We start from the raw sequence: 26,819 nt of genomic DNA on the forward strand, positions 1-26,819 counted from the left end.
AGGTAATTGGATGGATATTAGAAATGACTTAAGAAACATTGCGATCATTGCGCACGTTGACCACGGTAAGACAACTCTGGTCGATCAGCTCCTGCGCCAAAGCGGTATTTTCCGCACCAATGAGTCTGTCGCCGAACGAGTGATGGATTCCAATGATCTGGAGCGTGAGCGCGGCATCACAATCCTTTCTAAGAATACTGCGGTAATGTACGACGGAACAAAGATCAATATTGTAGACACCCCCGGCCATGCTGACTTTGGCGGCGAGGTAGAGCGCATTCTGATGATGGTGGACGGCGTTCTGCTTTTGGTGGATGCTTTTGAGGGCTGTATGCCTCAGACTCGCTTTGTTCTGAAAAAGGCACTTGGCCTTGGCAAAAAACCGGTGGTCGTTGTTAACAAGATCGACCGTCCCGGCGCGCGCCCGCTGGAGGTTGTGGACGAGGTTCTCGACCTGTTTATTGAGCTTGGCGCAGATGAAAGCCAGTTGGAGTTCCCGGTGGTATACGCCTCGGGCCGCGATGGCTACGCAACGCTGGACCCGGACAAGCCCGGAGAGAACATGGTTCCCCTGTTTGAATCGATTCTGCAGTTTGTACCGGCTCCGCAGGGAGACCTGGAGGGCCCGGCGCAGGTGTTGTTTTCGAATATTGACTATGATGATTATGTCGGGCGCATCGGCATCGGCCGTGTGGAGCGCGGCAGAATCCGTGACGGCCAGAGCGTGGTACTGTGTGGCCATGAGGACGGAAACCGCAATTCCCGCATTGCGAAGCTGTATCAGTTCGAGGGCCTGAAACGAGTGGAAGTGACCGAAGCGGCACTGGGTGATATCGTGGCTGTTTCCGGCATTACAGACCTGAATATCGGCGAAACGGCCTGTGCGCCGGATTGCGTGGAGCCGCTGCCGTTCGTCAAAATAGACGAGCCGACGGTTTCGATGATGTTTATGGTCAACAACAGCCCGTTTGCGGGCAAAGAGGGCAAATTTGTTACCTCTCGCAACCTGCGTGACCGCCTGTTCAAAGAGGTGGAAACGAACGTGGCCCTGCGTGTGGAGGAAACGGATTCCGCAGATACCTTCAAAGTTTCCGGTCGTGGTGAGCTTCACCTTTCTATTTTGATTGAAACGATGCGCCGCCAGAATTACGAGTTTCAGGTTTCCCGCCCAAGCGTTATTTACAAGACGATTGGGGGCAAGCGCTGTGAGCCGATTGAGCTTTTGATGATTGAGGTGCCGGATCAGTACGTGGGTGCGGTTATGGAAAAGCTCGGCTCCCGCAAGGCTGAAATCGTTAATATGGGCACCCGTGAAAGCGGCGTGACACACATGGAATTTAAAATTCCCGCCCGCGGCCTGATGGGTTATCGTTCGGAGTTCTTGACAGACACGAACGGCAACGGCATTATGAATCATGTGTTTGATTCCTATGAGCCGTACCGCGGCGACATCGTACAGCGTGCCCAAGGCTCGCTGGTTGCGCACGAAACCGGCCCCTCCACGGCTTACGGTTTATTTGCCGCCCAGGATCGTGGCAGGTTGTTTATCGGCCCCGGCGTAGAGGTTTACGAGGGAATGGTTGTTGGTGCCAGCCCCAAGCAGGAGGACATTGCTGTTAACATCTGCAAGAAAAAGCATGCGACAAATACCCGTGCCTCCGGTTCTGACGACGCGCTGAAGCTGACGCCCTTTACGGTACTCAGCCTGGAGCAGTCTCTGGAATTCATCGCGGAGGACGAGCTTGTTGAGGTTACACCGAAGTCTGTTCGTATGCGCAAAATGGTTCTGAACAAAGAGCAGCGTATGAAGCAGGCCAATCGAAATAAATAAGAAAGCGCCGGAGAACGGACGGATACATCCGTCCGTCAAGCTCGGAGAAGCCAATGAAGCTGATTGTATTGGATTTGGAATGGAACGGTACCTATAGCCGCCGGCTAAAGGGCTATATCAATGAAATCATCGAATTCGGAGCCGTCAAGGTGGATGAAACCCTGACGGTTGTGGATACCTTTCACGCATTTGTCCGTCCTCAGGTGGGCAAGAAAATCAGCGGAAAAATCCGCAGCCTGACACGTTTGCGCAACGAAGATCTGGAGGACGGCATGCTCTTTATGCAGGTGGTCAGCCGGTTCAAAAAATGGGCGGGCGATGCAGTGCTTTTGACGTGGGGAACCTCCGATCTTTTGGCTTTAATTGAGAATTGCCGCTATTTTTGCGGTGACGGTCACATTCCTTTTTTGAAAAAATATGTGGATTTGCAGCGCTATTGCGAATCGCGGCTGCCGGGCATCGGCAGTATGCAGATGGGCCTTTCCACCTGCGCGCAGCTGCTGGGAATCGATGAGGAAGAATCGGAACATCACCGTGCTTTAAACGACAGCGTGCTTTCACTGGAGTGCTTTCGGGTGCTGTATCAGAAAGAGGCTTTCGAATCGATGATTCAGGATTCGGATGAGCCTGATTTTTATCCGCGGCTCACCTTTAAAACGGTCATTCTGTCCGATTGGGAGCATCCCCTTGTGCGGCAGGCAGATATGAGCATCCTTTGTGACCGCTGCGGCCTTGAGGCGGAGCAGCTGGATGACTGGATGGTGCGCAACAAGAGCTTCCGCGCCGATTTTTACTGCCCGCACTGTGACTACCGCTTTACCGGTCGCATTCAGTTTAAGCTGAAATACGACGGCCTGATTGTTAAGAAAAAGAACCTTCCGTTTCAGGAAGAACCGCAGGAGGAACTGGCGGAAGATGGAGAGGAACCGGCGGATTTAACGCTGGATTCTCAGAACATACAGGAGCAATCCTGAAAACAAAACGAACACAGGAGGGAAACGGTATGCTAAATCAAATGGAACTGCACGAGACAGACGGTGTGGAATACCTGACCTTTCCGCTTCTGGAGCAATACCCGCAGCTGCTGCACTCTTTTTCCACCAGGGTTGGTGGAGTGAGCGAGGGGGAATTTGAGAGCCTGAATTTCCGCAGAGGGGATTCGGAGAACAATATCCTTGAAAATTACCGGCGCATTTGCAGCGCAGTAGGGTATGACTTTAACGGACTCGTTGCTTCCGCACAGGATCATCATACCGTTCTTCGCTATGTGACGGAGCAGGAAAAAGGCATCGGTATCACAAAACCCAGTGACATGGAAAGTGTGGACGGCCTGTACACCGATGTTCCCGGCATCACACTGGTGACCAGCTATGCTGACTGCGTGCCGCTGTATTTTTTTGATCCCACGAGGAACGTGATTGCCCTGGCCCATGCCGGCTGGCGCGGTACTGTACAGCGGATCGGTGAAAAAATGACCGAAACTCTGTGCCGGCAGTTTGGCTGTAGTACACACGATCTTCTGGCGGGGATTGGGCCCTCCATTGGGCCGTGCTGCTATGAGGTGGACGAAACGGTGCGCGAGCAGGTAATGCAGCATGACGATCTTCTGCCGGAAGAGCTGTTGGCTGAGCAGGAGAACGGGAAGTATCTTCTCGATTTGTGGGAGTGCAACCGGCGGATTCTTGTACTGGCTGGTATTCCGGATGAGAATATTTCGGTGGGCGAGGTGTGTACGAAGTGCCACCCAGAGTTGTTTTTCTCTCATCGGCTGATGGGAGAAAAGCGCGGCGGTATGGTGGCAATGATGTGCCTGAGGGAGGCGCAGCCCCTTGACTCTTGAGGAATGTACGCTGTGTCCCCGACGCTGCGGGGTGCGCAGGGAGCCGTCTAAAGGCGGCGGCTTCTGTCATATGGGAAGTCATCCCGTTGTGGCGCGTGCGGCGCTTCATTTTTGGGAGGAACCCTGCATCAGTGGAACGCGCGGCTCAGGTACGGTGTTTTTTACTGGCTGTACCTTAGGCTGTGTTTTTTGCCAAAATTACGATATCAGTACCCGGCGGGAGGTTGGGCAAGAACTGACCGTGACGCAGCTGGCCGAGGTATTTCAGAGGCTGGTCGAGCAAGGGGCGCACAATATCAATTTGGTCAGCCCCACGCAGTTTGCGCAGCCGATTGCCGAGGCTCTCAAACTGCAAAAGCTGCCGGTACCTGTGGTATACAACAGCAGCGGCTATGAAACCGTTGAAACACTGAAAATGCTCGAGGGTTTGGTGGATGTGTATCTGCCCGATCTGAAATATGTAAGCTCCGAAATAGCCGCACGGTATTCCGGCGCGGCTGATTACCCGGACTACGCAAAGCGGGCGATTCTGGAAATGGTGCGCCAAACCGGGGAGGCCCGGTTTGACGAACAGGGGCTTCTCGTCAAGGGTACTGTGGTGCGCCATCTGATTCTGCCGGGCCATACGCGGGAATCGATCGCGGTGCTTGGTTGGCTGAAGGAGCATTTACCCACCGGCGTGCCAGTCAGTCTAATGGCGCAGTATGTTCCCTGCGGAAAGGCGGAGCAGTACCCGGAGATTAACCGTCCCATCACCGCGCGAGAATTCCATAAGGTAGAGGAATATCTGATGGAGTGCGGGCTGGACGGTTTTGTGCAGGAGCGTTCTTCCGCTCAGAAAACATATATTCCCCCGTTTCATCTGGAGGGCTTGGAGTTTCTTTCTGAATCAGAGTAATAAAAAACCTGCGCCCGATTTGTTGGGGCGCAGGTTTTTTTACTATGATTCTATTGAATATCAACCGCTATGAAATATTGCCAACCTTCTTCCTTGTATTCAGCGGAGGGAAGGTCACAATTCACATCAAAGCCTGAGTCTTACCTTATCAGTATCATGTTGGAATAAATACACGCTCTGAACCAGCCCAAAGCCAAGGTAAAAGCATGCAGTGGAAGAGCCTCCAGCGCTAAAGAACGGGAGGGTAACACCCATAACGGGCAGCAGGCTCAGGCACATGCCCACATTGAAAATCGTCTGCGACGCAATCATACCGAAAAAGCCGAAGCACATATACGAGCCCAGCGGATCGCTGGCTTTTCTGGCGCAGTACAGCACGGTAATCAAAAGCGCAAGAATGAGGATCAATACGAGTGAGGTACCGATAAATCCGAGTTCTTCCCCCGCAACGGAGAAGATGAAGTCGCTCTGCTGAACAGGGACACTGTTGCGGGCCACTCGTGGACCCTCGAACAGCCCGCGGCCAAAGAGTTGACCCGAGCCGATGGAGATTTTGCCTTGAATTTGCTGCAAGCCCGCACCGAGCGGGTCAGCCTCCGGATTCATTAGGTTAATCAGGCGGGTTTTCTGGTAATCTGCCAGAACATATTTCCACGCAAGAGGTGCGCCGATCAGCATGGCGCCGAAGACCAGCGCAAAGTAGCGCAGCTGTATTCCTGCCGCAAAGGACATGGCAAGAAACATGCAGAAGAAGATGACTGCCGCGCCGGTATCGCCCTGCATTTGTGTCAGCAGCATGGGGATTAGGGCATGTACACCAAGAGAAACCACATATAAGGGGTTCTTCAGCAAACCGCGTTCCTCCAAAACGGAAAGGTGCTTCGGGAACGTAATCATAAAACCGATTTTCGCCAGTTCAGACGGCTGAAAGGTAACACCGCCCGGCAGTTTGATCCACGCCCTCGCGTCAACGCCGGAGGAGCCGGAAGCGGAATGCCCGAAAAGCAGCGTATAGACAATCAGAAAAATACAAAAGCCCGCCACAAGGTACCAGTAATTCGAAATTTCCCGGTAATTCAGACGGGTTAGAATAATAGCGGCAACATATCCTAAAATCACAGCAACTAGCTGCGTATTAAAGTAGTTAACGCTGAATGCGCGGGTCACACTGGCCACCAGAAGAAGCCCATAAACAGAAATCGCTATCATCAACAGCCACAAGAGCTTGTTTGTTCGTCGAAAATACAATTGAAACGAATCTAGAGTTCTGGACATAATTTCACCTCGAGTCTTATTATAGGATGAACCGAGCGAAAGTTCAAGCAAATACTTTTAACCGGCTCCTGAATGTGGTATAATTCCTTTGATTATTCTTTGTGTTTGGCAGAGAATGCGGTATTAAATCAGTGGCTGGCCTGCGATCAGGATGCGCTGTTTTGGGCCGCCCTTTTGGAATCGTTAAGGAGGACTCTATTTTGCAGATTGTCACAGACTCACCCGCTCAAACGGAGGAACTGGGCTGCCGCATCGCTCAGCAGCTGAAGGGCGGAGAGGTACTGGCGCTGTTTGGCGGTATGGGAATGGGGAAAACAGCGTTTACGCGGGGCCTTGCAGCGGGTCTGGGGATTTCTTCCGGGATCAGCAGCCCCACATTTTCAATTGTAAACGAATATCACGGCCGTCTGACTGTCTTTCACTTTGATATGTTTCGGGTAGAAAGCTGGGAGGATCTGGAATCCACCGGCTTTTTCGACTATCTGGATACCGAAGCGGTGATGGTCATTGAGTGGAGTGAAAATATAGAAGGCGCTCTTCCTCCCGACGCAATCATGATTGAGCTGTCCGTCGGGAAAACGGAGCAGGAGCGCATTTTTCGAATTGAGGGATTAGAGCTATGAAAATACTTGCCATAGATTCCACCGCCGTTGCAGCCTCAGCCGCGGTACTGGAGGACGACCACCTGTTGGGAGAGTTTTTTATTCACACCAGCTTTACCCACAGCCAGACGCTGATGCCGATGGTGCAGCAGGTGTTGGAGTGTGTCGGCGTTTCCGTGGAGGAAATCGACCTGTTCGCAGCGGCAGCCGGGCCGGGCTCGTTTACCGGGGTTCGCATTGGAGTGGCCAGCATGAAGGGAATGGCGATGGCCAGTGAAAAGCCGTGTGTTGGCGTTTCTACTCTGGAGGCGATGGCCTATAATTTTGCTCTGCCCGGGGCTACGGTCTGCGCGGTGATGGACGCGCGCCGTGGGCAGGTTTACAACGCCGTGTTCCGTTTGGAGCAGGATGGTTTTCAGCGTCTGACGCCGGATCGTGCCATTTCTGTGGAGGCGCTCAGCGAGGAATGTAAAAATTATAGCCGGCCTTTATTTCTTGTTGGAGATGGAGCGAAATTGTGCTATAATACGAACGGGTTTCAGGAGCTTTCTGCTGTTTTGCCGCCGGATCCGTCGTTGTATCAGCGTGCGTTTGGGGTAGGCCGGGCGGCCTATCGCGCCTGGCAGCGGGGCGAAGCGGTGTCTGCTTCAGAGCTGCTGCCTGTATACCTGCGCCTGCCTCAGGCAGAGCGGGAACTCAAAAAACGGCAAGAAAATCAAAAGGAGGGCTGAGCATGGTAGTACTGGGAGCGGACCACGGTGGATTTCGCCTGAAAGAAGCAGTAAAAGCTTACTTGGAGAAAAATTCTATTCCGTATCAGGATTATGGCTGTACCAGCGAAGAATCGGTGGATTATGCGCTGTTTGCCTCTAAAGTGGCTTACGATGTAGCCGAGGGAAAAGCAGAGAAAGGGATTCTGTGCTGCGGTACGGGAATCGGCATTTCGATTGCAGCCAATAAGGTGAAGGGAATCCGTGCGGCGGTATGTACAAACGAATTCTGCGCCGAGGCCACCCGCCGGCATAATGATGCCAATATTCTGTGTATGGGCGGGCGTGTGATCGATGAGGAAATGGCGGTTAAGCTGGCGAAGATTTTTCTGGAAACTCCGTTTGAAGGCGGACGCCACGCAAGAAGAATCGCGCAGATTAAAGAAATTGAAGACGGAAAAAAGCTGTAAAGGAGAAAACGGATGGAACGTCAGGTATTTGAAATGACACACCCCCTCATTCAGCACAAGCTGACCTTTTTGAGGGATAAAAACACAGGCTCGAAGGAGTTCCGCAGTTTGGTAGGCGAAATTGCCATGCTGATGTGCTACGAGGCCACACGCGATCTTCCTCTGGAAGACACACACGTAGAAACCCCGGTTGCTACGGCTACCACAAAAGTACTGTCTGGCCGCAAGCTGGCATTTGTGCCGATCCTGCGCGCGGGTCTTGGCATGGTAGACGCTGTACTTGAGCTGGTTCCCGCCGCGAAGGTAGGCCACATCGGCCTGTACCGCGACCACGAGACTCTGCAGCCGGTGGAATATTACAGCAAGCTTCCGCAGGATACCAACGAGCGCGACGTGATTGTGCTTGACCCCATGCTGGCTACCGGCGGTTCTGCTGTGGATGCGATTAACATTATCAAGCGCAGCCACCCCAAGAGCATTAAATTCATGTGCGTCATTGCAGCGCCAGAAGGTGTTGAGGCTCTGTGCAAGGCTCACCCCGATGTGCCGATTTACTGTGCGCACATTGACGATCATCTGAATGAATCCGGATACATTGTTCCCGGTCTTGGCGACGCGGGCGACCGGATTTTCGGTACTCTGTAACTTCGGTTATCAGAGGATGAAAAAGAGACTCTCCCTAAGGCGCGGTGAAGTTCCGCCGGTTTTAGGGAGAGTCTCTTCTCTTTCGTATGGAGAACAAAAATGGATTGTTGCAATATGTGTGATGTGTTATTATAAAAATATAGTGGTATGTTAAACCAATGGGAGACAGAGCGAAACATAAGAATTTGTTTTAGAAGGAGTAAAAAATGAAGGTAGAGAAAAGTGCATGGGCGCGAAAAGAAATTTTTGATTTCTTTTCAACAATATCCAATCCATTTTATATGGTTACGTTTACAGTAGACGTTACACCCCTCTACGATCATGTGAAGAAGCAAAAACTATCGTTTTATTATGCTTTGATTTATCTTTGCACGAAAGCCATTAACAATATAGATGCTTTCAGATATACCATACAGGATGGAGAATTACAGCTTCTCGAAGAGAGAATTCCGAGCTTTACAGACCTGAAAAGCGGAAGTGAACTTTTCTATATTGTAACTATTCCCTGCAAGGGAAGCTTGAAAGAATTTTGCAGCGCGGCTGCGGAAAGAAGTCGTGCACAGAATTGTTTTATCAGTTCAGAGGATGACACCAATGATTTTATTTACTTCTCCTGTTTGCCTTGGGTAGAAATGACGGCATTGACGAATGAACGCGATATGAATCTGGATGATGCGGTTCCTCGCATTGCCTGGGGAAAATATACAGAGCACGCTGGCCGTAAACACCTGAATCTTTCAATTGAGTTGAATCATAAATTTGTAGACGGAATTCATATTGGGCGTTTTCATGAGGAGTTATCGAAACTGATTGCCGATTTGGAATGATAAATTCAGTCAAGGCCAACTGAGCCAAGTTGTTGCCAAGATGATGTGCCGAAGGGGAATCTTTAAATATTTCGAATAAAAACAGGCGGTATGCTGTCCTCTGTGGGAGCATACCGCCGTTGCTGTTTGTAGCCATTTTACAGTCTGTGCATAATTTTTTTCATCTGTTGATTGTAAAAACGGGAGTCTACATCCTCTTGCTGAGATGTACGGGGAAGGGAAAAATTCCCGTTACAGCCGTTTGATAAAATTACCGCTGATATCCAGCCGGTCGTTAATGATGATAAAGGCCTGCGGGTCGATGTCGCGAACGATCCGCTTCATGCGGTTGATCTCGAATTTTGAAACCACCGTCATAAAGATATACGACTGCTCATGCGTGTAAGCGCCATAGCCCTGCCAGCAGGTTACGCCGCGGTGCAGCAGCTGAACGATGGTATCGGCTACCTCTGGGTGCTTTGTGAAAATCATGGCGCTCGATTTAATGTTCTGATAATGGGTTCTGTCCACCACCAGAGAGGTTGCGGCGGAGAAAATAACGGAGTAAACCACCACTTCCACATCAAAGCGGAACAGGCAGTACAGAAATACAACGCTGCTGACCGAAATGGCAAGCTTGCCAACGCTCATGTCGGGGAATTTCTTGGTACAGTACACGCCGATAATGTCGGTTCCACCGCCGGAACCACCGGAACGCAGAGTCAAGCCAATGCCAGAACCCGCGATCAGCCCGCCGATGATACAGGCCGTCAGGTAATCTTCAATAAGTGGGGAGGTTGGAACCGGAATGACTGTCATCGCCACCGACTGGCACGCGACGGTCAGCATGGTTTTCAAAAAGAACGTGCGGCTGATTTCCCGGTAGGCGAGCAGCATGAGTGGAATATTCAAAACCAGCATCATCACACCGGCCAGATTAAAGGTTTGAGGAATATTCAGGTGCAGAACGTTGATCGCAAGGTCGGAAAGAACCTGCGAAATGCCCACGAATCCGCCGTTATACAGCTTGAGCGGAACAATAATGGTGTTCAGGTTGGCAGCGCAGATGACTCCCCCTAAGATGGAGAAAAAGAAGTTTGGAAGCATCTGTAATTTTTCTTTATGCAGCATGCGCGATTTTTGCATGTATGATCCCCCTGATTCTATATCTATTTCCATTATATCGGGCAAAGAAAAGAAGTCAAGGGAAGAACTGCATGACTAAAAAATAACTTTTTATTCAAATTTTGATAAAGCAAGTTTTGGAATTCTGAAAAATATATTTTACTTTTGAAATAAGTGTGGTATAGTGAATGACAGTGTACCTCATTTATTGAAAAAGGAGTGGAGTTCCCGGGATGAATAGCCCGAATCATGTGCTAATCGGATTGATTGTATATGAGTATGTATCTGAGAAATATGGTGTTCGGTTAGACAGAGCCAGCTTTCTAAAGGGAAATACCAGCCCGGATCATTCTCTTTCATTCCTCAGACCGCATCGCGTACGTTACTGCAAGGATATGGTGAAGCGAAAAATTGGCCGTACCTGCCGCCTGGAATGGCAGGATAAAAACCGCCAGCTGTCTAGAAAGCTGGGAGTTTTGTGCCACTACTATTCCGATTTTTTCTGCTTGGCACACAGCTCTGAATTCAGCGGCACTCTTTCGGAGCATATTCAATACGAGCAGGATTTGTTGTTCTTTATGGGCAATCATATGGAATATTTTAAAGATCTTGATTATGTATCGGAAATAGAGGTCCCTTTGACGGTGCAGGAGATTTATGAACATATGCATGAGCGGATTCACCAGAAATTCGAGCTTGGTCAGAATTTTGAAACTGAACTGTTTTTTGCGATCCGGTCCTGCATTGAGCTGGTGCTGTACGTATTTTATCATGGGCGCTGTCTGGCGGAGCCGGTTGTGCAGCGATAATGTTCCTTATCATAGAAGAATAATATTAAGGGCATACGACGTTGTCGTGTGCCTTTTTGTGTTTTTATAGTAACAAATTGGAATATGGGCATCTTATGGAAAACAGGAAAAGGGTGAAGATATTGAATGTTTTGAACAACAGAAACAAGGAACAGAGCTTTGCAGGGCAGTCTTTTTACCGGTCGACGCAAAGGGGGGCGATGGAGCAGCTGTGGAACAGCCAGCCGCAGGTCTTTTACCGCAGCGACCCTAACGGCGGGAGAAAAGCCGGTGAATATCCGTTGGGCTTTTATCATACCAATTTGGTCAGAAATTTTTATTGATTTGGTTTGTTTTATGCTGGACAGATCTCTTCGAATCAGCTATGATGATCCCAGAAGAAAGCAGTATACTCATCTGTAATGGTTCCATGTTTTTATGGAAGCTTCGTTATGAAAAGGGAGGGAGAACATGCTGCACGAAGAACTAAAGGAAGAAATCATGCGTCAGCTGGCAGAGTACGGTGAGCGCGGAATCGATCTTGATTTGGCAGAGCAGATGATAAAAGTTGCCCGCGAAAAGGCCAAGGAGGTGGGAGTGCCTGTTTCCGCCGCCGTTGTGGATGCCGGTGGGAATCTGATTCTGCACCTGCGAATGGACGGCGCGGTTTTAATTAGCGTTGATGCCGCTTATAGCAAGGCATACACTTCGGCTTCACTGGAGCTTCCCACAGGGAGCCTCCATGAGCGCACCATCCCCGAAGGGAAGCTGTACGGGCTTCATACCATGTTCGGCGGAAGATACTGTGTATTTGGCGGCGGGCTGCCTTTATTTCGGGCCGGCCGGTTAGTAGGTGCGGTTGGAATCAGCGGCGGAACCGTGGAGGAAGATACCACAATTGCCGAAGCAGCGGTGAGTGCCTGCCAAGAGCTCAGCTGGAGTAAAAACAGGTAGTTTGATTCAGAAAATTTACCGGTTAGTAAAACTTAAAAAGCAAGGCATTGTTACGCAGAAACAATGCCTTGCTTTTTTGCCTGAATGAGGCAGACGTAATCTTTATGCCATGATGCATTTTTTGGGGGAGCAGATTCCATTCATCTGTTTAAAGGTTGATCAGATTGGCTGTATTTTAGAACTGCCGAACCTGCTCTGTAATGACAAAATACGACAATTATGCTATACTAAAAACAACAACAACTGGAACATACATAGATTTCTGTAAATAAACGAGAGAAAAAGTATTGTATTTAGAAGCAAATAAAGCTGTTGCAAGCAAATAAAGGAGTTATTTTATGCAGGATGAAAGAAATCAGGCGCAGAACGGTGAAGCAGAGTCAAAGGACCCATACAAATTTGTCTTTATTGATCCCAAGCTGATCCGCAGTGCTGCGGAAACGGTGAAACAACAACAGGAGGATTTGCAGGAACTGATTGCAAGAGCGGAGGACGACGATCTGGATGCAAAGCATCAGCTTGCATTACGCTACTACCGTGGAACAGGCGGCGCAAAACAAGATGATGACAAGGCTTTTTTTTATTTTCAGCAGGCAGCAGAACAGGGGGATGTTTCTGCCCAGTACAATTTAGGCGCGTGCTATGAAAGCGGGATCGGTGTAGAGAAGGATTACGAAAAAGCGGTTGCTCTGTACCGTGAAGCAGCGGAGCAGGGCTTCCCGTCTGCACAGTGCGCACTGGGGCTGTGCTATGAAATCGGTCAAGGCGTTGAAATGGATAAAGACAAGGCGATGGAGCAATACCTCATCTCCGCGGAGCAGGAGTATGCCCCTGCACAGTGCAATCTGGGCTTTTTCTATTATCACGGCATTGCAGTAGAAGAAGACAACGATCAGGCGATTGCCTGGTTTACAAAGGCGGCAGAGCAGGAATATCCCCGTGCAAAATTTTTGCTGGGGGAATGCAGTGAGTATGGATATGGCGTGGAAAAAAGTATTGACAAAGCGATTGAGCTTTACCGCGAGGCGGCAGAGCAGGATTTCCCCCCGGCACAAACCCGCTTAGGCATCATCTATCTGTATGCACTTGGCGTGGAACGGGATGAAAAGCAGGCGGTGGAATGGCTGACTATGGCAGTGGAACAGAAATATCCTCAGGCGTGGTGCGTTTTGGGTGAATGCTATGAAAATGGATGCGGCTTGGAGCCGGACCAGGAAAAAGCTCAAGAACTTTACCTGCTTTCGGCTGAACAGGGCTACGCACCCGCGCAGTGCAATTTGGGTTATTTGTTTTACGGTACCGGAGTGAAAGAAAATGATGAAAAGGCTGTACACTGGTTTTCCATGGCAGTCGAAAAAGGGCATCCCCGCTCACAGTGCCTGCTTGGTTTATGCTATGAAAATGGGTTAGGCGTCGAGGAGGATAAAACGAAGGCAGCTGAGTTATACCACCTTTCGGCAGAACAGGGTTATGCGCCTGCGCAGTGCAATCTGGGCTACTTCTATTATACTGGCACAGGGGTGGAAGAGAACAATGAGGAAGCTGTTCATTGGTTTTCCAAGTCGGCAGAGCAGAGCTACCCGCGTGCGCAGCATCTGCTAGGAAATTGCTATGAAAACGGTTATGGTGTTGAGCGGAACCCGCAACGCGCGGCAGAGCTGTACAAAGCTGCGGCCGAGCAGGAGTACCCCGACGCGTGGTGCGCACTGGGCGTTCTATACGAATACGGAAATGGGGTAGAACAGAACAAAGAACAGGCAGTTGAGCTATACCGTCTTGCGGCGGAACGTGGCTTTTTGCCGGCACAATGCAATTTGGGTTTTTGCTATTACTGCTCAATAGGAGTGGAAGAGAACTATGAAGAGGCTGTGCGCTGGTTCTCTAAGGCGGCGGAGCAGGATTTTGCCCGTGCGCAGTGCCTGTTGGGCGAGTGCTACGAAAATGGCTTCGGGGTGAACGAGGATAAGGCAAAGGCGATGGAGCTGTATCGCCTTGCAGCGGAGCAGGGTTACCCATCGGCACAGTGCAATCTCGGCTTTTTCTATTATGTCGGTATTGGAACAGCGGAAAATAACGAGGAAGCGGTTCTCTGGTTCACCAAAGCGGCAGATAAAAACTACCCGCGCGCACAGAGTCTGCTTGGGGAATGCTATGAGAATGGGTACGGAGTAGAACGTGATCTGAAGCGTGCAAAAGAGTTTTATCAGAAGGCTGCAGAGCAGGGCCATGCTCCGGCGCAGTGCAATTTGGGTAATTTCTATTATTATGGCGTTATGGAGCAAACCGACTACGAGCAGGCAGTCAGCTGGTTTACCAAAGCGGCTGATCAGGGCTATGCCCGGGCACAGTACATGCTGGGCTTGTGCTACGCTAACGGTTATGGCGTAGAAACAAATCCGGAGCGTGCGGTTGAACTTTACCGGCTTGCCGCGGACCAGAAAAATTCCAACGCGCAGTGTGAGCTGGGGTTGTGCTATGAGTGCGGTGAAGGCGTCGAAGAGGATAAAGATAAGGCAATGGAACTGTACCGTCTTTCGGCGGAACTGGGGAATGCTCGCGCACAGTGCAACCTGGGTTTCTTTTATTACCATGGCATCTGTGTGGAGGAGAACAACGAACAAGCCGTTTACTGGTATTCGAAAGCGGCCGAGCAGGGCTATACCCGGGCACAGCACCTGCTGGGTGTGTGCTATGAGCACGGCTGGGGAGTTGAACGCAACCCGGAACGTGCGGTGGAGCTTTACCAGATCGCTGTGAATAAAAATCACCCGATAGCACAATGCGACCTTGGCTGGTGCTACGAGTACGGCGTAGGCGTAGAGAAGGACGATGCCAAAGCAGTGGAGTTGTACCGCCTTTCTGCGGAGCAGGGTTATCCCCGCGGGCAGTCTAATCTTGGGGACTGCTATTACTTTGGTACCGGGGTGGAGGAGAATAGGGTCCAGGCGGTTCATTGGTTCTCCAAAGCCGCCGAACAGGGGCATCCCCGTGCGCAGTATTGGATGGGCCAGTGCTATCAATTTGGGCGTGGCATCGAGCAGAGTTTGGAGAAAGCAATTTATTGGTATCAGCTGGGCGCAGAGCAGGGAGACAGCTGTGCGCTGAATTCTCTTGGAATCCGATATTTAAACGGTGAGGGAGTCGAACAGGACTACCGAAAGGCCTTCGAGCTGTTTGAGCAGTCGGTTCAGGCCGGGCATAGTGGCGCGATAGTGAATCTTGGGCGGGCATATCGCTATGGGAAGGGTGTGCAGCAGGATCTGGAAAAAGCAGTTACCTTGTTCCGGCAGGCTGTAGAACAGAACAAAGACGTCGCCTTTGGCAACCTGGCGGACTGCTACGAAACCGGCGAGGGTGTGGAGCAAGATTACGTTGAGGCAATGCGGCTGTACCGCTTGGGAGCGGAGCAGGGTGATGAAACCGCCATGTTCAGCGTAGGTAATTTATATGAAAACGGTCTTGGTGTGCCTAAGGATTTTGCCAAGGCAATGGAGTGGTATCTTATGGCGGCAGAGCAGGGGAACGCAAGGTCCTATTGCCGGCTGGGCGCTTTCTATGAGAATGGAATCTGTGTGAAAAAGGATAGAAACAAAGCGATTGAAATGTATCAAAAGTCTGTGGAGCTTGGTTATGAAAATGCGAAAGAGTCTTTGCAGCGGCTGGAGAGTAAAGCTAAGCCTTGGGGCGGTTTTTTCTCTCTGTTTAAGAAATGAGAAACAAACGGCCGGGAAGGGTTCATGAGAACCTCTCCCGGCCGTTTGTTTTTTTATCACACTTTTTTATCCGGCCTGACTATTAGTTGGCGAAAGATAACACATTCGTTCTTTCGTACCCTTAGTAAAAAATTTAGAGCGGGCCGAATCGGTTTCAAAAAAGCCTTTTGAGCGCACCATTTGCATATCTTGATTTTACATGATTTTAGTCTGAATTTCGTTACCGGAAAATGAGAGAGGAATGCTATGATAAAGTAACGGAAAACTGTATTCGAAAGTCGGGGCCACGGCCTTGTTTTTCAATGGAAAGCGCCATTTGCTGCAATCATTTATGGTATGAGTCAATTATAAGGAGGAGACGTTTGTCTCTGTTTCGGAGCAGCCTTTTCTTATTTTATATTCTTTTGGTTTCATTCGTTTTCTTTCATACAGGTGGGGAAGCATTTAGCTAATATACAAAGGGGGAATGTGCGTGAAGCTGGAGGAACTCAGAACGCCGGGCGGCGATCATCTGACACGCATCGTTCAGGAGATTGTTCCCGGGAAGCAGATTACCATGGCGCACATTATCTGCAGCCCCGATCCGGTCATCTATCAAAAGCTGGGTCTGGACCCGAGGATGGATTACGAGCATGCGGCGGTTGGAATCATTACCATGTCACCCAGCGAAACCGCAATTATTGTGGCGGACATCTGCATGAAAAAATCTGCGATCGAAATCGGCTTTATTGACCGTTTCAGCGGAACGCTGATTATTACTGGCAGAATGTCCGATGTATCGGTGGCCCTGGAATCAGTGCTGGAATATACGGAAAACGTTATGGGATTTACCGTGTGCAATCTGACAAAGGCATAGGTGTTTACATTGAAAAGAATTATTCTGATCGGCAGGGCGGAATGCGGGAAGACCACGCTGACGCAGGCGCTGCGCGGTCACAAACTGCAGTACCAAAAAACGCAGGCAGTCAACCACCACGATGTGGTGATTGATACCCCCGGGGAGTATGCGGAAAACAGGGAGCTGGCTCGGGCGCTTATTTTATATTCTTATGAGGCGGATGTCATCGCGCTGATGCTCAGCTCCACAGAGGATTATTCTCTGTTTAGCCCCAATATTGCGGCCGGAGCCACCCGCCCAGTGATCGGGATTGTCACGCAGATCGACCGGGAAAATGCGCGCCCCGACCTCGCGGAGTCCTGGCTGCGTCTGGCCGGGTGCAAAACCGTGTTTCGGGTCAGTGCCTTTACCGGCGAAGGAATCGAAGAGGTTCTGCATTATTTGGAGGCAGAGCAGCCTCATTCCTGTAAGGTCTGAATTTTACTACCCAAAGTTTTAATTTCACCGGAAGAATAAACGGAAAGGAGAGAAAATAATTGGTAAAAAATTCTAAAGCGCTTATTTTGACTGGGGATTTTACCGAGGATTATGAGATTATGGTTCCTTTTCAAACCCTATTGACCTTCGGCGTGGAGGCCGACGCGGTCACACCGGGAAAACAGGCGGGAGATTACATTAAAACGGCCATACATGATTTTGAGGGTGACCAAAGCTATACGGAAAAGCCAGGGCACCGCTTTTTGCTCAATGCTACCTTTGATTCCTGCAATGCTGCGGATTACGATGGGCTGTATCTTACCGGCGGCCGGTGCCCGGAATATCTGCGCTTGAACCCAAAGGTAATTGCGCTTGTGCGGGAGTTTTTGCGTCAGGGGAAGCCGGTAGCCGCTATTTGCCACGGAATTCAGATTTTGACCGCGGCCGGAGTCGTGCGTGGGCGCGGCCTGACGGCCTACCCCGCGATTCAGCCAGAGATCGAAGCGGCCGGGGGAACCTATTTTGCAATGGAATCCGACCAGGTTTACTGTGACGATCAGCTAATCACCGCGCCCGCGTGGCCGGCTCATCCGGCGATTTTACGCGCGTTTTTAAAGGCCATTGGGGTCTCGGGTTTTTTGTGTTGAAGCGGCGCAAATACTACTTTTCAATCAAGGAATTAGGGTTTGCATGATTTTTGGTAGACAGGCTGTAAAACCAGAGGAATAGTCGAATAGAGGGACTGCTAGGCCGGTTTGGCACAGCGGTTCCTTTCTTTGTAAATGTGAACAAAAAAACTAAATTTGTTCTGTGAGATCGTATTTTTTAGTTTGTATTTTACAGATTTATGTCTGGATTGTGTTAGGGAGAAGAAGCTCGTATCCGTTATAATGAGAGCGACACAAAACACAGCATTAATATGCAGGTCATGCGTGATTCCATGAATTTATAAGGAGGTTATAAAATGCTAGCGAAAGGTTTTTCACAGCCCACACAAAGGGTAGAGAAGCTGAAAAGGATGATTCTGGACGCGACTCCTTATGTAGAGTCGGAGAGAGCGGTCTTGGTAACCGAGTCTTTTAAAGAGACAGAAGGTCTTCCGGTCATTCTGAGGAGAGCGAAGGCGGTTGAGAAGATTTTCAATCGGCTGCCAATTACCATTCGCGATGATGAACTGGTCGTCGGTGCCATCACGAAAAATCCTCGTTCCACTGAAATTTGCCCCGAATTTTCTTACGATTGGGTGGAGAAGGAATTTGAAACCATGGGGAGCAGAATCGCCGACCCGTTCCAGATTCCGAAAGAAACTGCGGCTGAGCTGCACGAAGCGTTTCAGTATTGGGAGGGAAAAACCACCAGCGCTTTGGCAGACTCTTATATGTCGCAGGAGGCCAAGGATGCAATTGCATCGGGCGTCTTTACAGTAGGCAACTATTTCTACGGCGGTGTCGGACACGTTTGCGTCGATTACGGTAAGGTAATGCGGATCGGTTTTCGCGGCATCATTACAGAAGTAGTAGAGGCGATGGAGCACATTGACCGGACAGACCCAGAGTATGTGCGCAAAGAGCAGTTCTACAAAGCTGTGATTATTTCGTACAACGCAGCAATCCGTTTTGCGCATCGTTACGCGGAAAAGGCCAGAGAGCTGGCGGCAACCGAGCAGAACCCCACCAGAAAAGAGGAGCTTTTGCAGATCGCCAAAAACTGCGAGCGTGTGCCGGAATACGGTGCAACCAATTTCTATGAGGCCTGCCAGGCGTTCTGGTTCCTACAGATGATGCTGCAGATCGAATCCAGCGGCCACTCAATCTCTCCCGGTCGTTTTGACCAGTACATGTATCCTTTCTACGCGGCAGATAAAAACATAACCCCCGAATTCGCACAGGAGTTGATCGACTGTATCTGGATCAAGCTCAACGATGTCAATAAAACCCGCGATGAGGTTTCCGCTCAGGCATTCGCCGGTTACGCGGTGTTCCAGAACCTTGGTGTCGGCGGCCAGAACGAAGAGGGTCTTGACGCCACCAATGAAATCTCTTATATGGCGATGGAAGCCTGCGCACACGTTCGTCTTCCTGCCCCTTCGTTCTCCATCCGCGTATGGCAGGGCACTCCGGATGAATTCCTGTACAGGGCCTGCGAGCTGGCTCGTCTCGGCATGGGCGTTCCCGCCATGTACAACGATGAAGTCATCGTTCCCGCTCTGGTCAACCGCGGTGTTACTCTGCGCGATGCCAGAAATTACTGCATTATCGGCTGTGTTGAGCCCCAGTGCCCACACAAGACCGAAGGCTGGCACGACGCTGCATTCTTTAATGTAGCAAAAGTATTGGAAATCACTCTCAACAACGGAAAGGCCGGCGGTAAGCAGCTTGGCCCGGTTACTGGCGACATGACATCCTGGAAGAGCATGGATGATTTCTTTGCCGCGTTTAAAAAGCAAATGTCTTATTTTGTTCATTATCTGGCCGAGGCCGACAACTGCGTCGACATCGCGCACCGAGAGAGAGCCCCGCTGCCGTTCCTTTCCGCATTGGTGGAAGATTGCATCGGCCGTGGAAAATCTCTTCAGGAGGGCGGTGCAATTTATAACTTCACCGGCCCACAGGCTTTCGGCGTAGCAGATACGGGAGATTCCGTATACGCAATTCAGAAACATGTATTTGAGGATAAGGACGTTACCATGGATCAGCTTAAGGAGGCGCTTGACGCCAACTTTGGCTACCCGGTCAGCGCATCACCCGCCGTTTCGGCAGGCAACGCCAGCCAGGAGACCGAACTGAAGGTATACGAGGCAGTCAAGAAGATTCTTGGCAATGCCAGCTCCATTAATCTGGCGGATATTCAGAAGAAAATCTCTGCAATGGACTTCTCTGAGAGTGCAGGCGATCCCGGCAAGTACGATCATATGCGCCGCCTGCTGGACAGCACGCCCAGCTTCGGCAATGACGATGACAACGTTGACATGGTTGCCCGCAAATGTGCGCAGATCTACTGCTTTGAGGTAGAGAAGTACCGCAATCCTCGCGGCGGCCAGTTCCAGGCCGGCGTATACCCGGTATCCGCCAATGTGCTGTTCGGTAAAGATGTTGCAGCGCTGCCTGACGGACGTTTGGCAAAGCAGCCTCTGGCAGACGGTGTTTCTCCCCGTTCCGGTAAGGATTGCAAGGGCCCGACGGCGGCTTCCAATTCCGTTGCCAAGCTGGATCATTTTGTTGCTTCCAACGGCACACTGTACAACCAGAAGTTCCTCCCCTCCGCTGTTGCGGGTGATAACGGACTAAAGAACTTTGCCTCTGTGGTCAGAAGCTACTTTGACCATAAGGGAATGCACGTTCAGTTTAACGTAATCGATAAGGAAACGCTCCTGGCTGCGCAGAAGGAACCTGAAAAATACAGAGATTTGGTTGTCCGCGTTGCAGGTTACAGCGCTCAGTTTGTTGTTCTGGCTAAAGAAGTGCAGGATGACATCATCAACCGCACGGCGCATACTTTCTAATCGGCAGGCAGTCGGGTTAATTTGAGAAAGCGCTGCGCGGGAAAGCATCACACAGATGCCAATAAAGCCAAGGGAGTTGTGAGAATGCCTTCACCAATCGATTACAGTGCCACCGGTACCGTGTTTAATATGCAACGATACTCCATCCATGACGGTCCGGGAATCCGTACGATCGTATTTTTAAAAGGCTGTCCGCTGTCCTGCCTGTGGTGCTGCAATCCTGAATCGCAGAACGCGAAGCCGGAAGTGATGTACCAGGCTTCTCTCTGCATCCACTGCGGAAAATGTATCAAGGCCTGTAAACATGGGGCGATCGATCCTCAAAATACAGGGCTTATAAATCACACAAAATGCGTTGCCTGCGGGGAATGCGTGAATGTGTGCCCGGCCGGTGCGCTGACGATGAAGGGTCAGCGCCTGACCGTGGAGCAGGTGATACAGGAGCTAAGGCGCGATGAGATTAATTATCGCAGGTCCGGGGGTGGAATTACATTGTCCGGTGGGGAACCCCTGCTGCAAAGCGGTTTTGCAGTCGAACTGCTGAAGGCCTGTCACGCAAAAGGATGGCATACAGCCATTGAAACTACTGCATATGCCTCTGCCGAAGCCATAGAAAAGGTGTTTCCATTCATCGATTTGGCCCTTCTGGACATCAAATCCCTGAATAATGAGATTCACCGAAGGGTGACCGGGGTTTCCAATGAGATCATTTTGAAGAATGCAAGGCGTATTTCTGAACTGACAGAGACGGTGGTGCGGGTGCCGACCATACCGGGAGTGAATGCCAGTCCCGAAGGGATCAGTGCAATCTGCGAATTTGTCCTTACCCTGCACCAGGTAAAAACGCTCCATTTGCTTCCCTACCATACGTATGGGGAAAATAAATACGGGCTTTTGGGAAGAGAGTATCAAATGGATTCGAAGGCGTCGCTGTCTACGGAAGAGGTTGAGCAGCTAAAAAAGATTGTGGAAGGCTGCGGTCTGAACTGTGTTATCGGCGGATAGCAAATTTATGAGAAACGGAGGATAGACAATGGATCAGCAATTAATTGAGAAAGTGATCAATCAGGTCGCTGAGGAGCTGAAGCAGAAGCCGGAGGAATCCGCGCCGTCCTGCTGTGGGTCTTTGGGGGTGACGGAGTTTGTCGGAACCGCCATCGGTGATACGATTGGTCTGGTGATTGCAAGCGTAGACCCAATGCTGGTGGAAAAGCTGCATCTGGGTAAATACCGTTCCATCGGAATCATCGGCGGAAGAGTGGGCGCAGGCCCTCAGATTATGGCGGTTGATGATGCCGTAAAAGCAACCAATACGGAGGTTATCTCCATCGAGCTTCCCAGAGATACCAAAGGCGGAGCGGGCCACGGCAGTTTGATTTACATCGGCGCTGATGATGTGTCGGATGCCAGAAGAGCGGTTGAGATTGCTCTGGCCAGCCTGGATAAGTACTTTGGAGATGTGTATGGAAATGAGGCCGGGCATCTGGAATTCCAGTACACGGCAAGAGCCAGCTATTGCCTCGAAAAGGCTTTTGGCACCCCGCTTGGCAGAGCGTTCGGCATGGTGTGCGCCGGGCCCGCGGCAATCGCCACGGTTTTGGCCGATGTTGCCGTAAAGGCCGCAAATGTTGAAGTCGTCGGTTACAGCTCTCCCTCGCAGGGCACCAGCTATTCAAACGAAGTTATTCTCACCTTTACCGGCGATTCCGGTGCAGTGCGTCAGGCAGTCCGCTCGGCGATTGAGGTAGGGAAAAAGCTGCTGGGCGCTTTGGGCAGCGAAGTCAAATCTACAACGCAGCCGTACATTTAAGCGCCGGCAGAACAGCCGGATGATAACAAAGGAGGATCCATATGAATTCTGATGCATTAGGCATGATTGAGACCAAAGGACTGGTAGGAGCGATTGAAGCAGCCGATGCCATGGTAAAGGCCGCTAACGTTTCTCTGGTTGGATACGAAAAGATCGGTTCCGGACTCGTGACCGTGATGGTGCGCGGTGATGTCGGTGCGGTAAAAGCCGCCACAGACGCCGGAGCCGCCGCCGCCAGACAGGTTGGTGAGGTTGTTTCCATCCACGTAATTCCGCGTCCGCATTCCGATACGGAAAAGATTATTCCCACAATGGCTTCCAAATAATAGTTAGCTGATTTCCACGGCAGATGCGGACGGAAAGCACCCGATCTTTACGTTTTTCGTCCGCATAGATTGCCGTGAAATAAAAATTCAATCTGCTGAAAGGGGTTGTTACCTTTGTTGGATCATAAGCTGCTCGAGCAGATGGTTTTAAAGGTAATCAGGCAACTGGAAGAAGAGCGTCTCATTCAGCTTCCACAGCAGAAGGTCTGTTATCTTCTACTGCCGGAACGCTGGCAGAGCGATACTTTTGAAAAACTGGGCAGCCTTTTGCTTCCCGGTAATTTGCAGGCGATTTTTGTACTGCCTAAAATACGATACAATGATTTTTACATACAAAAGCTCAAAGCACTCTTTCCCGGCAGTTTGGTTCTGGAACAGGAACAGGCATGGGAAGAGCAGCGGGACGAATTCATTACGGTTTTTCCGTTCCCCAACAGGGCTCTGGTAGCAAAAACGGCGCTGTGCCTGGAGGATTCCTTCGAAACACGATGGATCGGGCGGTGCTTTTCGTTGGGGCAAAAAGTGGTAATGCTTTCAAGCGGGATGGAGCCGTTCAGCGGCAAAGAACCTAAAGCATATCGAATCAAAATAGAACAGTATATCCGAACCTTAACGGATTTTGGAATAAAGCTTACCGACCGGCTTACTGTGCCGCAGCCGTACAGAGAACCGGCTTTGAATCCGGAACCGGAAAAGAACATGAAAAAAAGGGTTATTACAGAGGCGGATCTGGCCCTCAGCCTGACGGAGGGAAGGCTGGTTCTGCATCAAGGAGATATCGTTACCATGCTGGCAAAGGAAAAGGCCGCAGAAATGGGAATTCAGATCATCCGAGGGTAATCTAAAAGAACAGGAAACGAGGTGGCCAAATGAACGACGCATTGGGTCTGGTAGAAATCAAAGGGCTGGCCGGAGCAATTACCGTGGCGGATGCAATGGTAAAAACCGCAAATGTGGGGCTGATTGGCATTGAAAAAGCAAGGGGCTTCGGCTGGATTACGATTAAGGTTTCCGGCGATGTGGGAGCGGTCACCGCGTCTGTGCAGACCGGCAGGGCCGTGGCGGAGCAAAATGGTCAGCTGGTGTCTTTTAAAGTGATTCCGCGTCCGGCACCAAGCATCGGTGAGCTGTTCTGCAAGGTCTCCGCGCCGGAGCAAAAGCCGCCTCCGGATGATTCTGAACCGGGTGAGCCCTCCCCTCCGGAAGATATGACGCCGGAGAATTCGCGGAGCGAGCCCTTGGCACAAATGGAAAAAACCGATTTACTCGAGAATAGCGAAATGCCGGCTGTTACAGAACCGGCGGCAGATATGGTGCTGACGGAAGCTTTACCGGAGGAAACGGCAATTCCATTGGAGGAAGCGGTTTCGGAGAAAACAGAATTCGAAGTGAGCGCGCGGACGGAAGAATCCGAAAAGGCGGAACTTACAGTGCAGCCAGTGTTGCCGGTGGAGATGTCCTCTGTGAAAGAGGCCGCGCCGCCCGCAGAGATGGAAGCTCTGCCGCAGGGCGATTCCGCAGCCAGTCCTGTGCCGGAAAAGCATTCCGAAGCCCCCGCCAAAAAGGGCAGGCAGGCAAGATCGCCGGGACGTCCCGCCAAGAATAAGAAAAAACCGGCGGATCCCAATTTACAACAGCCAGAGGAGGGGAGTAGATGAACGCAGAGCAAGTGGAAGCTCTTGTAGGCCAAATTTACCAGGATTACCTGAAAAACAGCCGAACATTAAAAAGCGGTGTTTTTTGTTCCGTGGATGATGCGGTTGCAGTCGCGGCCAGCGCATACCGGCAGTATTCTTTGCTTACCTTAAATCAGCGTCAGCAGGTGATCGATGCTGTCAGAGCGGATCTGCTTACAAAAGTGGGTGATCTGGCGCGAATGACGGTGGAAGAAACCGGCATGGGGATTGCCGAGGATAAGAAACAGAAGCTTTTGCTTGTCCTTCAAAAAACACCGGGCACCGAAGACCTGATTACCGAAGTGAAAACCGGCGACTGCGGAATGACGCTGTATGAGCTTTCCTCTTATGGCGTTGCGTGCGCGGTGCAGCCCTGTACCAATCCCTGCGAAACATTGATCTGCAACACAATTGGTCTTCTCGCGGCCGGCAATGCGGTGATTCACGTGCCGCATCCCAGAGCGCTTGAGGTTTCTCAGTTTGTAACAGAACTGATTAGTCAATCCATCAGCCGCACCTGCGGAATTGATAATCTGGTTTCCACATTAAGCGAAACCTCCATGGCGGTTACGCGTGAGCTGATGACGCATCCTGATATATCACTGGTGATCGCCACCGGCGGAATGGGGATGTTGCGGCAGGCGATGTTCTGCGGGAAAAAGGTGATCGGGGCCGGCCCGGCCAATCCGGTGGCCATCATCGATGAGACAGCGGACCTGAAAAAGGCAGCGCGCGATATCGTGTTCAGCTCTTCCTTTGATAATAACCTGACCTGCATCACAGAAAAATGCATGGTCATTGTCGACTCGGTCGCGGACGAATTCCTTCGGGAGCTGAAGAAAAATCATGTTCATTGTGTCAGCGATCAGCAGGAGATGCTTCAGCTTACCCTGGCTGCGGTAACGCCGGAAATGGTTCCGAACAAAACTCTGGAAGGCAAAGGTGCGGCGCAGATTCTTCGTGCAGCCGGTATGGCATGCGACGATTCGGTACGGCTGATTGTGGTGGATACAGTTCGCCAGCACCCGTTTGTAACGGAGGAAATGCTCATGCCGTTGGTTCCGCTGGTGCGTGCGAAGGACTTCGAGCAGGCCGTGGAATTTGCCTGTGAGATCGAGCAGGGACTGCGCCATACGGCAACCATCCATTCGCGGATGATCGAGCGCCTCAATTATGCCGCACAAAAGCTGCAGACAGCGGTGTTTGTCAAAAACAGCTCCGCTCTGGCGGGCATTGGATTTGACGGGGAAGGCGATACCAGTTTTACCATTGCCACCGCAACCGGAGAGGGAACCACAACTGCCCGGCATTTCTGCAGAAGGCGGAGATGTACTCTAGCCAATGCATTTTCTATTCGCTGAAAGAACAGGAGGTCACCTTGCACAGTATATTTTTGAAAACGAAAATTCATAGCGGAATCGGTTCTTTGCAGGTGCTTTCCGCTTATCGGAATCAAAAAATCTTTTTGGTTTGCGATGAATTCTTATTGAGCAGCGGAGGAGTCAGGCAGCTCTTAGAGTCTGTAGATGATTCCTGTCAGGTCAAAATTTTCCACAAGGTTGTTCCGGATCCGCCGATGGACACGGTGGCAGAGGCTCTGGTTCAGTTCCAGCGCTTTGCGCCGCAGGTAATGATCGCTATGGGTGGCGGTTCTGCAATCGACACCGCAAAGGGTGTTTTGTATTTTTCAAAGCAGATGCCCGGCGGTTCAGACGTAAAGTTGATTGCTGTGCCCACTACCAGCGGCACCGGGTCGGAGGTAACCTCCGCTACGGTGCTGACCGATCCGGAGTCTAAAATCAAGCACATAATTGTGGATGATGCTATTGTTCCGGACGAAGCAATTTTGGATGCACGGCTTACCCTGTCGGTGCCACCGAATGTTACGGCTAATACTGGCCTTGATGTTTTAACTCATGCGCTCGAAGCCTATGTAGCAGTAAAATCAAATCCGTTTAGTGACGCTTTGGCGGAAAAAGCGGTTGAATTCATTCATTCTTCGCTTTTAGCCTGTTATAGCAACGGAAGCGATCTGGAAGCAAGAACCCGGATGCACGAAGCCTCTACCTTCGCCGGAATTGCTTTCGATAAGGCCGGGCTGGGATTATCCCACAGTCTGGCGCATCAGCTGGGAAGCGTGTTCCATATTCCGCATGGGCTGGCCAACGCATTGGTATTAAAGGAGGTGATTCTGTTTAACAGCAAAGACCCGGCGGTTTGCTTCCAGTATGCAGACCTTGTACGGCGCACAGGTATTTCTGCGGGAGCAAAGAAAGACGAGGATGCGGTTTGGGATCTGATTCGCTATATTGAAGATTTAAAATTCCGGATGAAAATGCCCGGCACGGTCAGAGACTGTGGGATCTCCCGGGCAGAATACGACAATTCTATGGTAACACTCGCTCTGAACACTCTGAGGGATTGGTGTGTTTCGTCAAATCCGACAAAAATCGCAGCGGAAGACGTGGTTAAAATATTAAATTCGGTCTATTAGGCTTTCCTTATCAGACAAGAATATATTATAATGAAGCTA

The 26,819-nt window shown here is 50.7% G+C and carries 26 protein-coding genes; 24 read left to right on the top strand and 2 right to left on the bottom strand.

What is annotated here, in order from left to right:
• Positions 1-10 precede the first annotated feature (10 nt).
• The 4 genes from typA to QOS46_RS03400 are packed head-to-tail and all read left to right on the top strand — an operon-like array spanning position 11 to position 4,569.
• Positions 11-1,831 carry a translational GTPase TypA gene (gene typA / locus QOS46_RS03385; protein WP_283607322.1) on the top strand — a complete coding sequence of 607 codons (1,821 nt, stop codon included), beginning with the start codon at positions 11-13 and terminating at the stop codon, positions 1,829-1,831.
• A 53-nt stretch (positions 1,832-1,884) separates the two neighbouring features.
• Complete coding sequence (locus tag QOS46_RS03390) at positions 1,885-2,805, top strand: exonuclease domain-containing protein (protein ID WP_283607323.1); 921 nt, start codon at positions 1,885-1,887, stop codon at positions 2,803-2,805.
• 29 nt (positions 2,806-2,834) lie between these two features.
• Entirely contained in the window at positions 2,835-3,671 is an 837-nt protein-coding gene (gene pgeF / locus QOS46_RS03395; RefSeq protein WP_283607324.1) for a peptidoglycan editing factor PgeF, read from the top strand.
• Positions 3,661-4,569, top strand: a complete 909-nt coding sequence (locus QOS46_RS03400; RefSeq protein ID WP_283607325.1) for a radical SAM protein — start codon at positions 3,661-3,663, stop codon at positions 4,567-4,569. Before pgeF ends, QOS46_RS03400 begins: the two co-directional genes overlap by 11 nt.
• A gap of 126 nt (positions 4,570-4,695) precedes the next feature.
• Here the strand turns inward: QOS46_RS03400 and QOS46_RS03405 are convergent, their stop codons facing one another.
• Positions 4,696-5,844: an FtsW/RodA/SpoVE family cell cycle protein gene (locus QOS46_RS03405; RefSeq protein ID WP_283607326.1), complete on the bottom strand. Its 1,149-nt coding sequence runs from the start codon at positions 5,842-5,844 to the stop codon at positions 4,696-4,698.
• Between the two features lie 200 nt (positions 5,845-6,044).
• Between QOS46_RS03405 and tsaE the strand changes: the two genes are divergently transcribed.
• From tsaE to QOS46_RS03430, 5 genes are all read left to right on the top strand, one after another.
• Positions 6,045-6,467: a tRNA (adenosine(37)-N6)-threonylcarbamoyltransferase complex ATPase subunit type 1 TsaE gene (gene tsaE / locus QOS46_RS03410; RefSeq protein ID WP_283607327.1), complete on the top strand. Its 423-nt coding sequence runs from the start codon at positions 6,045-6,047 to the stop codon at positions 6,465-6,467.
• Positions 6,464-7,177, top strand: coding sequence for a tRNA (adenosine(37)-N6)-threonylcarbamoyltransferase complex dimerization subunit type 1 TsaB (gene tsaB / locus QOS46_RS03415; protein ID WP_283607328.1), 714 nt, complete (start codon positions 6,464-6,466; stop codon positions 7,175-7,177). The genes tsaE and tsaB overlap by 4 nt, the downstream gene beginning before the upstream one ends.
• 2 nt (positions 7,178-7,179) lie before the next feature.
• Positions 7,180-7,626 carry a ribose 5-phosphate isomerase B gene (gene rpiB / locus QOS46_RS03420; RefSeq protein ID WP_283607329.1) on the top strand — a complete coding sequence of 149 codons (447 nt, stop codon included), beginning with the start codon at positions 7,180-7,182 and terminating at the stop codon, positions 7,624-7,626.
• Positions 7,627-7,638: 12 nt separating this feature from the next.
• Positions 7,639-8,271 (top strand): uracil phosphoribosyltransferase, encoded by a 633-nt coding sequence (upp, locus tag QOS46_RS03425; RefSeq protein ID WP_283607330.1) that lies wholly within the window; start codon positions 7,639-7,641, stop codon positions 8,269-8,271.
• 206 nt (positions 8,272-8,477) lie between these two features.
• Entirely contained in the window at positions 8,478-9,098 is a 621-nt protein-coding gene (locus QOS46_RS03430) for a CatA-like O-acetyltransferase (RefSeq protein ID WP_283607331.1), read from the top strand.
• Between the two features lie 231 nt (positions 9,099-9,329).
• On the opposite strand, the gene QOS46_RS03435 is transcribed toward QOS46_RS03430, so the two are convergent.
• The gene (locus QOS46_RS03435; protein ID WP_283607332.1) at positions 9,330-10,223 is read right to left on the bottom strand and encodes a YitT family protein; all 894 of its coding nucleotides are present in this window, start codon (positions 10,221-10,223) and stop codon (positions 9,330-9,332) included.
• Between the two features lie 212 nt (positions 10,224-10,435).
• Between QOS46_RS03435 and QOS46_RS03440 the strand changes: the two genes are divergently transcribed.
• The 15 genes from QOS46_RS03440 to QOS46_RS03510 all read left to right on the top strand — a co-directional run bounded on the left by QOS46_RS03440 (position 10,436) and on the right by QOS46_RS03510 (position 26,780).
• Positions 10,436-11,011 (top strand): zinc dependent phospholipase C family protein, encoded by a 576-nt coding sequence (locus QOS46_RS03440; protein ID WP_283607333.1) that lies wholly within the window; start codon positions 10,436-10,438, stop codon positions 11,009-11,011.
• A gap of 113 nt (positions 11,012-11,124) precedes the next feature.
• Complete coding sequence (locus QOS46_RS03445; protein WP_283607334.1) at positions 11,125-11,334, top strand: hypothetical protein; 210 nt, start codon at positions 11,125-11,127, stop codon at positions 11,332-11,334.
• 127 nt (positions 11,335-11,461) lie between these two features.
• Positions 11,462-11,944 carry a GlcG/HbpS family heme-binding protein gene (locus tag QOS46_RS03450; RefSeq protein WP_283607335.1) on the top strand — a complete coding sequence of 161 codons (483 nt, stop codon included), beginning with the start codon at positions 11,462-11,464 and terminating at the stop codon, positions 11,942-11,944.
• 338 nt (positions 11,945-12,282) lie between these two features.
• Positions 12,283-15,657: an SEL1-like repeat protein gene (locus tag QOS46_RS03455; protein WP_283607336.1), complete on the top strand. Its 3,375-nt coding sequence runs from the start codon at positions 12,283-12,285 to the stop codon at positions 15,655-15,657.
• A 472-nt stretch (positions 15,658-16,129) separates the two neighbouring features.
• On the top strand, positions 16,130-16,513 hold the full coding sequence (locus QOS46_RS03460; RefSeq protein ID WP_283607337.1) for a BMC domain-containing protein: 384 nt from the start codon (positions 16,130-16,132) through the stop codon (positions 16,511-16,513).
• 9 nt (positions 16,514-16,522) lie between these two features.
• On the top strand, positions 16,523-16,972 hold the full coding sequence (locus QOS46_RS03465) for a EutP/PduV family microcompartment system protein (protein WP_283607338.1): 450 nt from the start codon (positions 16,523-16,525) through the stop codon (positions 16,970-16,972).
• A 59-nt stretch (positions 16,973-17,031) separates the two neighbouring features.
• Complete coding sequence (locus QOS46_RS03470; protein ID WP_283607339.1) at positions 17,032-17,619, top strand: DJ-1/PfpI family protein; 588 nt, start codon at positions 17,032-17,034, stop codon at positions 17,617-17,619.
• 317 nt (positions 17,620-17,936) lie between these two features.
• Complete coding sequence (locus tag QOS46_RS03475; protein WP_283607340.1) at positions 17,937-20,474, top strand: glycyl radical protein; 2,538 nt, start codon at positions 17,937-17,939, stop codon at positions 20,472-20,474.
• 84 nt (positions 20,475-20,558) lie between these two features.
• The gene (locus tag QOS46_RS03480) at positions 20,559-21,479 is read left to right on the top strand and encodes a glycyl-radical enzyme activating protein (protein ID WP_283607341.1); all 921 of its coding nucleotides are present in this window, start codon (positions 20,559-20,561) and stop codon (positions 21,477-21,479) included.
• Between the two features lie 28 nt (positions 21,480-21,507).
• Positions 21,508-22,284 carry a propanediol utilization microcompartment protein PduB gene (gene pduB / locus QOS46_RS03485; protein ID WP_283607342.1) on the top strand — a complete coding sequence of 259 codons (777 nt, stop codon included), beginning with the start codon at positions 21,508-21,510 and terminating at the stop codon, positions 22,282-22,284.
• Positions 22,285-22,325: 41 nt separating this feature from the next.
• Entirely contained in the window at positions 22,326-22,610 is a 285-nt protein-coding gene (gene pduA, locus QOS46_RS03490; protein WP_009063953.1) for a propanediol utilization microcompartment protein PduA, read from the top strand.
• 114 nt (positions 22,611-22,724) lie between these two features.
• Positions 22,725-23,450 (top strand): hypothetical protein, encoded by a 726-nt coding sequence (locus QOS46_RS03495; RefSeq protein ID WP_283607343.1) that lies wholly within the window; start codon positions 22,725-22,727, stop codon positions 23,448-23,450.
• 29 nt (positions 23,451-23,479) lie between these two features.
• The gene (locus QOS46_RS03500; RefSeq protein ID WP_283607344.1) at positions 23,480-24,268 is read left to right on the top strand and encodes a BMC domain-containing protein; all 789 of its coding nucleotides are present in this window, start codon (positions 23,480-23,482) and stop codon (positions 24,266-24,268) included.
• Positions 24,265-25,647 carry an aldehyde dehydrogenase gene (locus QOS46_RS03505; protein ID WP_283607345.1) on the top strand — a complete coding sequence of 461 codons (1,383 nt, stop codon included), beginning with the start codon at positions 24,265-24,267 and terminating at the stop codon, positions 25,645-25,647. Before QOS46_RS03500 ends, QOS46_RS03505 begins: the two co-directional genes overlap by 4 nt.
• A 17-nt stretch (positions 25,648-25,664) precedes the next feature.
• Positions 25,665-26,780 (top strand): 1-propanol dehydrogenase PduQ, encoded by a 1,116-nt coding sequence (locus QOS46_RS03510; protein WP_283607346.1) that lies wholly within the window; start codon positions 25,665-25,667, stop codon positions 26,778-26,780.
• Positions 26,781-26,819 lie beyond the last annotated feature (39 nt).

It is taken from the genome of Faecalispora anaeroviscerum (assembly GCF_947568225.1).
Taxonomy (GTDB): Bacteria; Bacillota; Clostridia; order Oscillospirales; family Acutalibacteraceae; genus Faecalispora; species Faecalispora anaeroviscerum.

What these genes read in the sequence shown, in the direction of transcription:
- QOS46_RS03430 (WP_283607331.1), top strand. Translation starts at nt 8,478, where the DNA reads ATGAAGGTAGAGAAAAGTGCATGGGCGCGAAAAGAAATTTTTGATTTC.
- pduA (WP_009063953.1), top strand. Translation starts at nt 22,326, where the DNA reads ATGAATTCTGATGCATTAGGCATGATTGAGACCAAAGGACTGGTAGGA.
- pgeF (WP_283607324.1), top strand. Translation starts at nt 2,835, where the DNA reads ATGCTAAATCAAATGGAACTGCACGAGACAGACGGTGTGGAATACCTG.
- QOS46_RS03435 (WP_283607332.1), bottom strand. Translation starts at nt 10,223, where the DNA reads ATGCAAAAATCGCGCATGCTGCATAAAGAAAAATTACAGATGCTTCCA.
- typA (WP_283607322.1), top strand. Translation starts at nt 11, where the DNA reads ATGGATATTAGAAATGACTTAAGAAACATTGCGATCATTGCGCACGTT.
- QOS46_RS03480 (WP_283607341.1), top strand. Translation starts at nt 20,559, where the DNA reads ATGCCTTCACCAATCGATTACAGTGCCACCGGTACCGTGTTTAATATG.
- QOS46_RS03455 (WP_283607336.1), top strand. Translation starts at nt 12,283, where the DNA reads ATGCAGGATGAAAGAAATCAGGCGCAGAACGGTGAAGCAGAGTCAAAG.
- upp (WP_283607330.1), top strand. Translation starts at nt 7,639, where the DNA reads ATGGAACGTCAGGTATTTGAAATGACACACCCCCTCATTCAGCACAAG.
- pduB (WP_283607342.1), top strand. Translation starts at nt 21,508, where the DNA reads ATGGATCAGCAATTAATTGAGAAAGTGATCAATCAGGTCGCTGAGGAG.
- QOS46_RS03475 (WP_283607340.1), top strand. Translation starts at nt 17,937, where the DNA reads ATGCTAGCGAAAGGTTTTTCACAGCCCACACAAAGGGTAGAGAAGCTG.
- rpiB (WP_283607329.1), top strand. Translation starts at nt 7,180, where the DNA reads ATGGTAGTACTGGGAGCGGACCACGGTGGATTTCGCCTGAAAGAAGCA.
- QOS46_RS03390 (WP_283607323.1), top strand. Translation starts at nt 1,885, where the DNA reads ATGAAGCTGATTGTATTGGATTTGGAATGGAACGGTACCTATAGCCGC.
- QOS46_RS03500 (WP_283607344.1), top strand. Translation starts at nt 23,480, where the DNA reads ATGAACGACGCATTGGGTCTGGTAGAAATCAAAGGGCTGGCCGGAGCA.
- tsaB (WP_283607328.1), top strand. Translation starts at nt 6,464, where the DNA reads ATGAAAATACTTGCCATAGATTCCACCGCCGTTGCAGCCTCAGCCGCG.
- QOS46_RS03450 (WP_283607335.1), top strand. Translation starts at nt 11,462, where the DNA reads ATGCTGCACGAAGAACTAAAGGAAGAAATCATGCGTCAGCTGGCAGAG.
- QOS46_RS03440 (WP_283607333.1), top strand. Translation starts at nt 10,436, where the DNA reads ATGAATAGCCCGAATCATGTGCTAATCGGATTGATTGTATATGAGTAT.
- QOS46_RS03505 (WP_283607345.1), top strand. Translation starts at nt 24,265, where the DNA reads ATGAACGCAGAGCAAGTGGAAGCTCTTGTAGGCCAAATTTACCAGGAT.
- QOS46_RS03405 (WP_283607326.1), bottom strand. Translation starts at nt 5,844, where the DNA reads ATGTCCAGAACTCTAGATTCGTTTCAATTGTATTTTCGACGAACAAAC.